The organism is Paracoccus subflavus (assembly GCF_004310345.1).
Taxonomy (GTDB): Bacteria; Pseudomonadota; Alphaproteobacteria; order Rhodobacterales; family Rhodobacteraceae; genus Paracoccus; species Paracoccus subflavus.
Genome location: NZ_SISK01000020.1, coordinates 1 through 9,766 on the forward strand (window position 1 = coordinate 1; position 9,766 = coordinate 9,766).

The 9,766-nt window shown below is 60.6% G+C and carries 14 protein-coding genes; 11 read left to right on the forward strand and 3 right to left on the reverse strand.

The features are described from left to right. Positions 1-78 precede the first annotated feature (78 nt). Positions 79-261 carry a VPLPA-CTERM sorting domain-containing protein gene (locus EYE42_RS15735; RefSeq protein WP_130992266.1) on the forward strand — a complete coding sequence of 61 codons (183 nt, stop codon included), beginning with the start codon at positions 79-81 and terminating at the stop codon, positions 259-261. 272 nt (positions 262-533) lie between these two features. Further along, complete coding sequence (locus tag EYE42_RS15740; RefSeq protein WP_130992267.1) at positions 534-998, forward strand: helix-turn-helix domain-containing protein; 465 nt, start codon at positions 534-536, stop codon at positions 996-998. Here the strand turns inward: EYE42_RS15740 and EYE42_RS15745 are convergent. After that, positions 995-1,555: a helix-turn-helix domain-containing protein gene (locus tag EYE42_RS15745; RefSeq protein ID WP_130992268.1), complete on the reverse strand. Its 561-nt coding sequence runs from the start codon at positions 1,553-1,555 to the stop codon at positions 995-997. The two genes, EYE42_RS15740 and EYE42_RS15745, sit on opposite strands and share 4 nt — an antisense overlap. Before the next feature lie 411 nt (positions 1,556-1,966). Here EYE42_RS15745 and EYE42_RS15750 point away from each other — a divergent pair, with 411 nt between their 5' ends. The 3 genes from EYE42_RS15750 to EYE42_RS15760 are packed head-to-tail and all read left to right on the forward strand — an operon-like array spanning position 1,967 to position 2,771. Then, on the forward strand, positions 1,967-2,263 hold the full coding sequence (locus EYE42_RS15750; protein WP_130992269.1) for a type II toxin-antitoxin system RelE/ParE family toxin: 297 nt from the start codon (positions 1,967-1,969) through the stop codon (positions 2,261-2,263). Positions 2,264-2,266: 3 nt separating this feature from the next. Continuing rightward, positions 2,267-2,563 carry an addiction module antidote protein gene (locus EYE42_RS15755; RefSeq protein ID WP_130992270.1) on the forward strand — a complete coding sequence of 99 codons (297 nt, stop codon included), beginning with the start codon at positions 2,267-2,269 and terminating at the stop codon, positions 2,561-2,563. A 4-nt stretch (positions 2,564-2,567) separates the two neighbouring features. Then, positions 2,568-2,771, forward strand: a complete 204-nt coding sequence (locus EYE42_RS15760) for a hypothetical protein (RefSeq protein ID WP_130992271.1) — start codon at positions 2,568-2,570, stop codon at positions 2,769-2,771. A 15-nt stretch (positions 2,772-2,786) separates the two neighbouring features. On the opposite strand, the gene EYE42_RS15765 is transcribed toward EYE42_RS15760, so the two are convergent. Beyond that, a complete protein-coding gene (locus tag EYE42_RS15765) occupies positions 2,787-3,344 on the reverse strand; it encodes a hypothetical protein (RefSeq protein ID WP_130992272.1) in 558 nt (185 codons plus the stop codon). Then, positions 3,341-3,607 carry a hypothetical protein gene (locus tag EYE42_RS15770; protein WP_130992273.1) on the reverse strand — a complete coding sequence of 89 codons (267 nt, stop codon included), beginning with the start codon at positions 3,605-3,607 and terminating at the stop codon, positions 3,341-3,343. Before EYE42_RS15770 ends, EYE42_RS15765 begins: the two co-directional genes overlap by 4 nt. Before the next feature lie 156 nt (positions 3,608-3,763). On the opposite strand from EYE42_RS15770, the gene mobQ reads away from it, so the two are divergent. From mobQ to EYE42_RS15800, 6 genes are all read left to right on the forward strand, one after another. Next, positions 3,764-5,011, forward strand: coding sequence for a MobQ family relaxase (gene mobQ, locus EYE42_RS16460; protein WP_130992274.1), 1,248 nt, complete (start codon positions 3,764-3,766; stop codon positions 5,009-5,011). A gap of 173 nt (positions 5,012-5,184) precedes the next feature. Continuing rightward, complete coding sequence (locus EYE42_RS15780; RefSeq protein ID WP_130992275.1) at positions 5,185-6,690, forward strand: hypothetical protein; 1,506 nt, start codon at positions 5,185-5,187, stop codon at positions 6,688-6,690. Next, a complete protein-coding gene (locus EYE42_RS15785; RefSeq protein ID WP_130992276.1) occupies positions 6,687-7,685 on the forward strand; it encodes a UbiA family prenyltransferase in 999 nt (332 codons plus the stop codon). Before EYE42_RS15780 ends, EYE42_RS15785 begins: the two co-directional genes overlap by 4 nt. Continuing rightward, positions 7,682-8,383: an HAD family hydrolase gene (locus EYE42_RS15790; protein ID WP_130992277.1), complete on the forward strand. Its 702-nt coding sequence runs from the start codon at positions 7,682-7,684 to the stop codon at positions 8,381-8,383. The genes EYE42_RS15785 and EYE42_RS15790 overlap by 4 nt, the downstream gene beginning before the upstream one ends. Before the next feature lie 50 nt (positions 8,384-8,433). Beyond that, the gene (locus tag EYE42_RS15795) at positions 8,434-8,781 is read left to right on the forward strand and encodes a GtrA family protein (RefSeq protein WP_130992278.1); all 348 of its coding nucleotides are present in this window, start codon (positions 8,434-8,436) and stop codon (positions 8,779-8,781) included. Between the two features lie 483 nt (positions 8,782-9,264). Continuing rightward, on the forward strand, positions 9,265-9,675 hold the full coding sequence (locus tag EYE42_RS15800) for a hypothetical protein (RefSeq protein WP_130992279.1): 411 nt from the start codon (positions 9,265-9,267) through the stop codon (positions 9,673-9,675). The last annotated feature ends 91 nt before the right edge of the window (positions 9,676-9,766 follow it).

Here is a 9,766-nt window from a genome sequence, read left to right on the forward strand (position 1 = left end):
TGGGTGATGGTAGTCTCTGGCATGTGGCATATCCCTTTCTCGGTTGAGAATTGACGGCGTTCTGAACACCGCCATGATATGCCGCCCCCTCAGGGCATCACCAACTTTCGCTCATTACTCTCTGGCAGCGCCTCGGTCTCGCAGCTGGTCGCCGATGAGCCCGAGACCCCTGCCCCGGTTCCGCTGCCAGCCTCCGCGCTTCTTCTCTTGGGGGGCGTTGGGGGACTTGCTGCCTTGCGCCGGCGTAAGAAGGCGGCCTGACCTCAAGCAGGCACTGGAAGCGTCCTTCTGAGGTTCGCCATGCTCGAGGCCCGCATTGCGCGGGCCTTTTTTGTCTTGCCTGATCGGACGGGTGTCGAGCTTGCCTTTGATGAGCCGTACACGCTTGGGCAGTGCTCTTCCTATAGAGAACAGCCTTGGCAGATCTTTCAGCGCATCGAGCACACTCTTAGTGAACTTCTCAAAGCCAAGGGTGGAAATGACTTGCCCTCTATGGCAAGCAATCGGACAGTGGCTTTACAGGGGGAGTTGCTATGCCGATGATAAGCGTTTCCAAGGCTGCCAAGCTTTATGATGTGTCACGTCCCACCCTGCAAAAGGCTCTCAAGGATGGCACTATATCTGGGCAAAAAGTAAAGGCAGGGGGGTCGGAAAGCTGGCAAATTGACACTGCAGAGCTTGCCCGACTTTACCAACTTAGGGATGGAAACCCAGGCAACAAAATTGACAGGCTCGGACATTTCCTTGACGTGGAAAAACAAAGCTATTCTGGCAATTTGCCAGGAGAACTTGTCAAGGAGGTGGAAACCCTGAAAGCGGCTCTCGCTCAGATGAAGGAGGATCTGGATCAGGAACGGGAGGGGAGGGTGCGTGCAGAAGCCGTCCGAGATGAACGAGGACGCATTATCGATGAGATGATGAAGGCCCTGCCACGCCCCACAGAGCAGTTGGGAGCGCCTGAAAAGCGAGGCTTCTGGGTGCGTTTTCTGGGTCGTTAATCTTCACGGTGAGTGGCGGGGAGATCTGGCTCCATGCCGTCAAAGAAAGGCTGCGACACTGGGGGCAAACCATCACCAGATGGAAGCTGATGCTCTCCGGGATACAGCTCTGGCAGGCGATGTAGTGGCGCCTGATCGTCAATCGCGCCAGGCTCTTGCTCTTTTTCCGTTGCATAGACCATAGCGTCGAAAACGCTGTGTCGGATCCCGTTTCTCGAACCCTGCCAAGCAACACGGGAATTGACGATATAGCCTTGAACCCCACTCTTTGCACCGCCAAGGCTTACCGTCTGAATCCAGTTATGATCCCGCAGCATGGCGATGGCGCGGCGCACGGTTCGAGGATCAACCTGCAATTCATCTGCAAGCGCCCCTTGAGAGATCACCACGGCATTCCGCTCGCCCATGCGAGCAATAAGGATATGCAGCACACGCGAGGCAGCAGTTGCGCCTTTCAGCCCAAGGAACTGTGCCCAAGCTTCATGCGCTGACCTGTCCGTTTGTACCCACGTTCCATGGGTTCGAGGGAGACCAGGCGCAATTGAAGGCAAAGACATAGCATTTCCTTGAGAAAAGTATGTCCGAACTTCGACAATCTGTGTCCGATGTAAAGCATTTTGTGCCCTAGAGCCGGTCAAGGCGTGGCCATTTTCCGAATCAGATAGGACACGCTGTGTCCTATGGTAGGACAGATCTAGGCTTATCCACAGGGCTATCTTATTGAAATCATTGGAGCTGAATTTTTGCCTTTCTTATGATCTATAGCGGAGGTTCCGACGCGGCGGTGATTGCCGTGAGTGGCCGCCCCACGAGCAGGCGAACGGCGGGCAGCGCCGGGACGGAACCGACATAAAAACTTGTCCGAAGGACACATTTTTGCGTCGGTTCCGCTTTGCTGTGAGCACAGCAGCTGAGAACAAGGGATCACCTGTGTTGTCAGGGCACCAATTGATAACTATAGTTATCACATGGCTGAATTGATCCGTAGTGCAACCTTCGACCGCTGGCTTTCAGGGCTGCGTGATCGCCGTGCGGTTGCCCGGATCGTAGCTCGTCTGGATCGCCTTGCTGGCGGCAATTCAGGGGATGCGCAGCCTGTCGGCGACGGAGTGTCGGAACTCCGGATCAACTATGGGCCAGGCTATCGGGTGTATTTCATCCAGCGCGGTCCGGTTCTGATCATCCTGCTGTGCGGGGGTGATAAATCCTCGCAGGACAGGGACATCAAGCAGGCCAAGGCTTTGGCCGCACAGTGGAAGGGTTGAACAATGACAGAAGAACAGTTTGCCCGTTACGACAGTGCCGACTACCTCAAGACCGAGGAAGATATTGCCGCCTATCTCGAAGCCGTCATGGAGGAGGGCGGCGATGATCCAGCCTATATCGCCCGTGCCCTTGGGGTGGTTGCCCGCGCCCGGAACATGACGGCGCTTGCCCAGGAAGTCGGCATGAGCCGGGTGGGGCTGAACAAGGCGCTTTCGGGGGAAGGCAACCCGACACTCTCCACGGTCTTGAAGGTCGCCAAAGCACTCGGGCTGAAGGTTTCGATTCAGCCTGCGGCGTGACCCCATGACAAAGCTTGCCGATCTGAAGCAGCGCCTGTTGAAAAATCCGGAAGTCCGCAAAGCATACGCCAAGGACGATGCCGAGTTTTCCTTGATCAAGGGATTTTCCAGCCGAGCGGCGCGAACTCGCAAAACACAACACAAAGGCCGCTCGGCTGATGGGATGGTTATGCCGGAAGCTGACGCGCCGGGCAACTTATCCAAATAGACAACCTTAAGTTGATCATTCCTGTCCTGGCGGCGTGTCGATCCAGAACACGCAGGCTTTATCGCCAGCTTCGTTGGACATGGTTTCCCCGCCTGCCCATTTGCAGAAGATGCTTGGGCTTTGCCCGAACTTGTGGGCATCGGCGCGACCTTGCAGCAGGAACATGGTTAGAAGGCCCAGAGCGAAGAATGCAGCGCCCACAGAGGCCAACCACACCCAGAACCCGCCAAACCACCTCCAGGCCTCTCTGCGGGCCTCTCCGGCGGCCTTGCGGAGGTCTCCGGCTGCCTTGATGCTTTCGAGCTGTGCTGCGCGGATGGCCTCCTTGGCGCCTTCCGTGGCCGCATAGACGGTGTGCTGGCGCAGATCGAGGGCGGCGGTAGCCAGGCTTTGTTCGATCCGCTGCTGGAGGGCCGGGCCGACCTTGGCCATGCGGTCGAGGCCTTGGGCCACCACGGCATTGAGCTTTTCCGCTTCCTTCCGGTCCAGACTGGTGCGCTGCAGCTGGTCGATCTGGCGGCGGATCAGGGTGATCTCGTCGGCCAGGATCTCGAAGGGATCCTTGACGCTCACGGCTCACCCGTCCCGGCGCTTTGCGCCTTGGCATCGAGCTCGGCCAGCAATCCCACCAGTTCCTTCTGATCGACCTCGCGGGTGACGTTCTTGCGCAGGGTGGCGGCCATCCAGCGGGCGATCTTCGGATCTCTCAAGGCTTCGGTTGTGAGCACGGAACCGACGATGATCTTGCGGCGGGTCTCGGATGCCTTCGCCCTAGTTCTAAGCCGGGCAAGCCTGGCCTGGGCTTCGGCAATCTGCTGATCAATGGTGCGCGCCATTCTGCAATCCCTTGTTCGTCTAATAGTTGCCAGACTGACCGCTTGAGGCTTATGGTGCAAGGCACGAAGTGCCCACTTATACAAACGCTGCGCGTTTGTGTGGGCAAAGGGGATGTTGCAATCCCCTTTGAACCCCTGGCTTGAGCGCGACACGGAATGGCGATCTATCACCTGCGGGCCACGATGATTTCCCGCTCGGCCGGGCGTAGCGCCACGGCGGCGGCGGCCTATCGCAGCGCCGAGCGGATCGCGGACCATCGCACCGGCCTCAGCTTCGACTACCGGGCGCGCAGTGGTGTCGAACATGTGGAGATCCTGGCCCCCGAGCGCTCGCCCGAGTGGGTCCAGGATCGTGCCGCGCTGTGGAACGCGGTGGAGTTGGCCGAGACACGCAAGAACAGCCAGGTCGCCCGCGAGATCCGGGTGGCACTGCCGGCGGAGCTGGACCGCGATCAGCGCATCGAGCTGGTCCGCGATTTCTGCCAGCGGTCCTTCGTGGACCGCGGCATGGTCGCAGATATCGCCCTGCACGCGCCGGGCCGTGAGGGCGACGAGCGCAACCATCATGCGCATATCCTGCTGACCACCCGCGCAATCGGCCCGGAGGGCTTCACTGCCAAGAACCGGGATTGGAACGCCAAGGAGCTGCTGGAGGACTGGCGCGAGGCCTGGGCGCGGGACAGCAACCACGCCCTGGAGCGATGCGGCCACGAGGCGCGGATCGATCACCGGACGCTGGAGGCGCAGCGCGAGGAAGCCTTGGAGCGCTCTGTCCAGGCGCGGGAGCGGGGCGATGAGGTTGAGGCCTTGCGTGAGACGGTGCGGGCGGTGCAGCTGGACCGGGCGCCCTTGCCGCAGCTGTCCCCCGGCGCCTGGCAACTGAAGGAGCGCGGCATCGAGGTCGCGGCGGTGCAGCTGTGGCGCGAGGTCAAGGCGCAGGCCCTTGAGGTGGCGCGGGTGGCGGAGCGGCTGTCGGTCCAGGTGCGGGAGTGGCTGGGACGGACGGTGGAGCGCTTGGCACCGGGGCACGAGCTGGCGCATGCCGGAGGGCAGCGCCGGGAACAGCTGGAGCTTCCCCGCCGTGGCTTAGACCAGAGCGCGGCCCAAGACTTGGCGGCGCGGTTGCGAGCCGCCCGTGAGGTCCAACTGGAGCGCGGCGAAGCAGGGCGTGGCGAAGGCCGGGCACCGGAGAGTGCCAAGAACCTGGCCGAGCGGTTGCGGGAGGCGGCGCGGACCATCAACCCCGCTGCGGTGGCCGAGCGCGTCGCCAGCTTGCAGCAGGAGCGCCTAGCCGAGGAGAGGCAGCGGGTGCAGGAGGCCGAGCGCGTCAGAGAGCAGGAGCGGGTCCGCGAACGAGAGCAAAGAGGGCACGACCGCGACTTGAGCGATGATTATGGATTGTGATCGCGGGTTCGGGCGAGACCCCTTACAGCCCTAGATGAAACAAGCGGGGGCTAGCCTAACTAGTTTTAGGCATCTTAAGACGCCCTTAGCGTAGATCACCCCTAGAATAAACTTGTCCAACAGAGTTCTATGGGACTGGTATGATACCATAAACTGTAGGTTTATTAATTTCGATGATTGTAGCGGCGAGTTCGCGTAGTGCTTCACCTTATCTCATGGCATGTCTCGGAGGTCTTCTGCTTCTGATCTATGTCTTTGTGAACGGCGTGCCCTTTTTTTATCCAGATGCGTTCGTCTATTTTTATTATGGGGAAAGTGCTTGGGAAAAATTGGGCAGCACCCTTCCGGATTTTTGGTGGGCGACTGCTCCGTCAGGGGGTGTCTCGCCTGAGGCTTTTGCGCCTCTTGACGAGTTATCTACCGGGAATACAGCCTCAGTTGGGACTGGTGGAAAGGACAATTGGACGCCGAGAGCCGGAAGGTCGGTTTATTACGGTCTTCTTTCGGCCCTTCCGGGCATCTTTTCTCCACCCTGGAACGGCGTCATCCTGCAAGCCTACTGCAGCGCGCTGACCGTCGCCTTCGCCTGGCGCGCGGCGGCGGGCGCGGTGGGTGCGGGCTATCTGGTCGCCATGGCTGCGCTTGGCGTCCTGTCCACCTTCGGCATCTTCGCGTCGACCGCCATGCCGGATGTCTGGGCCGCTGTCGGCATCCTGGCGGTCGCGGTGCTGGTCGCGGCCCGGGACCGGATCGGGCGGATCGACCGCATCGTTCTGTGGGGCTTGGTGCTTTTTGCCGCGCTGGCCCATTCATCCCATCTGCTTGTCCTGGGAATCCTGGGGGTGCTTTTCGGGGTTCTTCGCGCCGCGAAGGTCGCGCCCATTGCCTGGGTGACCATCGGAAAGCTGTTCGCTGTCCTTGTTGCGGCCGTCGGATTGGAGATGGCGGCCCAAGCGGCCATCGCGCGCGCCGCCGGAAATCAGCCACTAGGACTGCCCTTCCTGACCGCGCATCTTGTTGATGGGGGACCCGGCATGGATTTCATTCGCGACGCTTGCCCCGATGCAGGCTTCGCGGTCTGCGAAGGGGCCGATCGGCTCCCCGTCGAATGGCGGGAGTTTCTGTTCCGGTTTTCCGTGCCCCTTGACTATCAGCGGCGGCTTGTCGACGAGGACGCGTCCTTCGCGCTTGCCACGCTGCGCCACGATCCATTGGCCGTCATTGGGCTTGCCCTTCGCGACGCGGCGCGTCAGACCGTCATGATCGGCCTTGTTACCACGCCGATCCGGTCTGCCATCGGCGAACGCGCCGCGGCCGAGCAGTCTTCCGCTCCGCTGGCGCAAAGGGTGCGCGCGGGCCGCCTTTATGACGCGGATTGGCTGTATCGTTTCCTGTCCATAACCAACATGGCGCTTGTTCTGGCGGGGCTTGCCGCGCTTGGCTTTGTGGCGACGCGGCCGGACCTTGGAACAAGGGCAGGCGGGCTGCGGCCGTTTCTGGTCGTAAGCATTACGGGCCTTCTTCTCAATGCAGCAGTGTGCGGCGTGCTCGCATCACCCTATGACCGCTTTCAGGCGCGTGTCGCATGGCTTGTCCCGGTTCTTGCCATCATCGCGCTTGCTGCCTATTCGCAAGATCGTCGGCTTTATCTCCGAGGAAGGGAGACGAGATACTCATGACTTCTGTCGACAGCATGAAACCGGCCGATACGCGTGCGAACCTTTCGGATTATCTGCGCATCGCACGCCTTGACCATGTCACGAAGCACGTCTTTATCATCCCGGGCATCGTTCTTGCGCTGCTTCTGCGCCCGGCGCAGGCCGAACTGGGGTTCACGCCCCTTGTCCTGGGGTTCCTGTCAGCTGTCGCCCTGGCTTCGGCGAACTATGTCATAAACGAATGGCTTGACCGCGAGTTCGACAAATACCATCCCGAAAAATCGCAGCGGGCTGCGGTTCAGAAGAGGCTGTCGGGAACGGTGGTCTATGCCGAATACGCGGCGCTTGTGGTTGCGGGCCTGGGCCTTGCATGGATGCTGAACAGCACCTTTTTTGTCATCGCCGTGCTGTTCCTGATTTCAGGCGTCACCTATAACGTGAAGCCGCTGCGCACCAAGGATGTCGTGTTCGGCGACGTGCTGACCGAGTCGATCAACAATCCCCTGCGCCTGATGCTGGGTTGGGCCATGGTCGATCCATCCTCTCTGCCGCCGGTCAGCGTCCTGCTGTCCTATTGGTTCGGCGGTGCCTTTCTGATGAACGCGAAAAGGCTGGCGGAATTCCGAGACATCGTGGCCGAACAAGGGCAAGAGCTTTTGGGTCTCTACCGCCGTTCGTTCCGCTATTACACGGAACGTCGGTTGCTGGTGGCCTCGCTGCTTTACGCGCTGTTCTCGATCTTCTTTCTTGCGGTCTTCCTTATCAAGTACAAGGTCGAATATGTGCTGGTCTTCCCCGCGCTGTCCTTCCTTTTCGCGGAATATTTCATCCTGGCGCTTAAGCAAAACTCGGTCGCGCGCAAGCCCGAGCACCTGTTCAAGGCGCGGCGGATGATGGTTCTGGTGGCGATCGTGGTCGCCTTGTTCGTTCTTGCTTCTGTGGTGAACATCCCGCTTCTGGAAACCATGACCAATCAGCATTTCATCGAACTTCCGGTTCGCAAGGGGATCTCGTGACAAAGGCCGGGGCCTTGTTCCCAGGCGGGCTTGCGGCCCGTCTTGAGGGACGCAAACTGGTGGTCTTCGATGTGGATGGAACGCTTTACGACCAGTCCCGGCTGCGCCGGGCCATGGCGGTGCGCCTGCTGTCTCATATCGCCCTGACTGGAAATGTCTCCACCCTCAAGGCGCTCCAGGCCTATCGTCATGCGCGGGAAGTCACGGCGGACGCGCAACGTGCCGACTTTGAAGCCGAGGCTCTGGCCGCGGCGGCCCGCGCCGGACGGATAAGTGAAACGCGCGCGCGAGAACTGGTGGCGGAATGGATGCAGGAACGCCCGCTACCGCTGCTGTCCCGCTGCCGCTATGGCGGCGTGGCCGAGCTTTTCGCCAGATTGCGGACGCGCGGCACGCTTGTCGGAATCCTGTCGGATTATCCGGCCGCCGCCAAGATCCAGGCCATGGGCCTTGAGGCCGATGCCATCGCCTTTGCGGGCGGCCCGGGCGTTCCCTTCCAGAAACCCGATCCGAGCGGGTTGCAGCATCTGATGGAAATCGCCGATGCTTCTCCTGCCGAGACGATCCTGATCGGTGATCGCGATGAACGGGACGGAGAGGCGGGGCGCCGTGCGGGTGTCGATGTCCTCATCCGAACCAGCCAGCCTGTGGGGCCAGACATGTTCCGGTCCTTTACTGCGCTGATCGGTTCGGCGTGACGGCCCATCTGCGCCGCCTTTTCGGATCGGACGCGCTGTCCGGGCGGTTCATGCGCTATCTGCTTGTTGGCGGTTCGGCTGCCTTGGTTGATCTGGGAGGTTTCGTTCTTCTTCGGGAAGGGGATTTCAGCACCCCGGCGGCGGCTGCGGTAAGCTTTGCCTTCGCGGCGGTTTACAACTTCACGCTTTCCTCTGCCGTCGTCTTTCGGCTGGGTTCGACATGGCGACGCTTCATGCTGTTCATGGCCTTCGCCCTTTTGGGCTTGGTCGTGAACACCGGGGTCACGACCCTGGCGGCTGTCTGGCTGCCCGGCACGCTTGCGAAGATCGCGGGGATTGGCGTGGCGTTCGGAGTAAACTTCTGGATGAACAATTCTTTCGTATTCCAACAGGAATAAGAAATGGGTGCTCCTCCCGCAGGATCATATGTTTCAAGGCCGAAGAGCGTACACTCCACAGCCCCCGCACGACCTGCGCCCCTACCTCTTTCCGGTCCATAAGACCCATACGGGCCAGAGCAGCGCCTGACGGTGGAGCGGGAGGCTCGGTCAGCGGCCGCTCACCTGCGCCCATTGCCCCTATTCTCGACCTGAGCCTTTCCTCCCCCCCACGTTCCCGTTTTCAACCCCCGGCAGCAGCTCTGCCTGTAACAGGTTTTATGGGCCGGAGGAGGCGGGGGTGCGGGATCTGCCAGAGGTTGTGGGGCGGAGGGGGGCGCTCGGGCGCCGGAGCGACCAGCTCAAGTTGACCAATAGGACAGTAGACGGTGGCATAAGCAGGAGAGTAGATATGCTCCAGCTTGGTTCAACCAGAGCGCGATTCATTGCTGACTGTCACCCTGTTTGCTCCCCTGTGGGGCCTTTTTTGAGTTCAAGCTTGCCATGAAATCTCTTCTTGCCGCCACCATTTTGTCCTTCGCCTCCCTTGCTGGTGCGGCTTCGGCCGCGACCGTTGATGCGGTCCAGATGAAACAGAATGACTGGATCGTCTTTGACTTTGCCCCTGAGCAGGGGACGTTCAAAGTCACGCCTGGCAGCACCAACGGATCCTTCTCTTACAGCTACGGGTTCTCGGATACCCTCTGCCCGCAGTCTTGGGCCTGCATGCCCCAGACCCGCGCGTTCAACACCGTCTATGCGAATGGCGGTGGCGACTTTGGCTATGGTTGGAACCCGCAGTCGTTCGGCGGCGTGGTTAATGAAACGACCCTGACCGCTGCAAAGAACAGCCTTTACCTGTTCTTCCGCGTGACTTCTGGCAGCGAGATATGGGCAAAAGTTGGTGACGCCTGATCAGGCGGCGGCTTGAAGTTGACGGAGGCCGTCGCGGAACTCAATCCCCTGGATGATCTCCGGCAGGCGGTTCTGGCCGTCGAGTTTGCGC

Coding starts and splice junctions, on each gene's coding strand:
- EYE42_RS15785 (WP_130992276.1), top strand. CDS start 6,687: ATGACTTCTGTCGACAGCATGAAACCGGCCGATACGCGTGCGAACCTT.
- EYE42_RS15760 (WP_130992271.1), top strand. CDS start 2,568: ATGACAAAGCTTGCCGATCTGAAGCAGCGCCTGTTGAAAAATCCGGAA.
- EYE42_RS15795 (WP_130992278.1), top strand. CDS start 8,434: ATGCGCTATCTGCTTGTTGGCGGTTCGGCTGCCTTGGTTGATCTGGGA.
- EYE42_RS15800 (WP_130992279.1), top strand. CDS start 9,265: ATGAAATCTCTTCTTGCCGCCACCATTTTGTCCTTCGCCTCCCTTGCT.
- EYE42_RS15740 (WP_130992267.1), top strand. CDS start 534: ATGCCGATGATAAGCGTTTCCAAGGCTGCCAAGCTTTATGATGTGTCA.
- mobQ (WP_130992274.1), top strand. CDS start 3,764: ATGGCGATCTATCACCTGCGGGCCACGATGATTTCCCGCTCGGCCGGG.
- EYE42_RS15735 (WP_130992266.1), top strand. CDS start 79: ATGCCGCCCCCTCAGGGCATCACCAACTTTCGCTCATTACTCTCTGGC.
- EYE42_RS15755 (WP_130992270.1), top strand. CDS start 2,267: ATGACAGAAGAACAGTTTGCCCGTTACGACAGTGCCGACTACCTCAAG.
- EYE42_RS15750 (WP_130992269.1), top strand. CDS start 1,967: ATGGCTGAATTGATCCGTAGTGCAACCTTCGACCGCTGGCTTTCAGGG.
- EYE42_RS15770 (WP_130992273.1), bottom strand. CDS start 3,607: ATGGCGCGCACCATTGATCAGCAGATTGCCGAAGCCCAGGCCAGGCTT.
- EYE42_RS15780 (WP_130992275.1), top strand. CDS start 5,185: ATGATTGTAGCGGCGAGTTCGCGTAGTGCTTCACCTTATCTCATGGCA.
- EYE42_RS15745 (WP_130992268.1), bottom strand. CDS start 1,555: ATGTCTTTGCCTTCAATTGCGCCTGGTCTCCCTCGAACCCATGGAACG.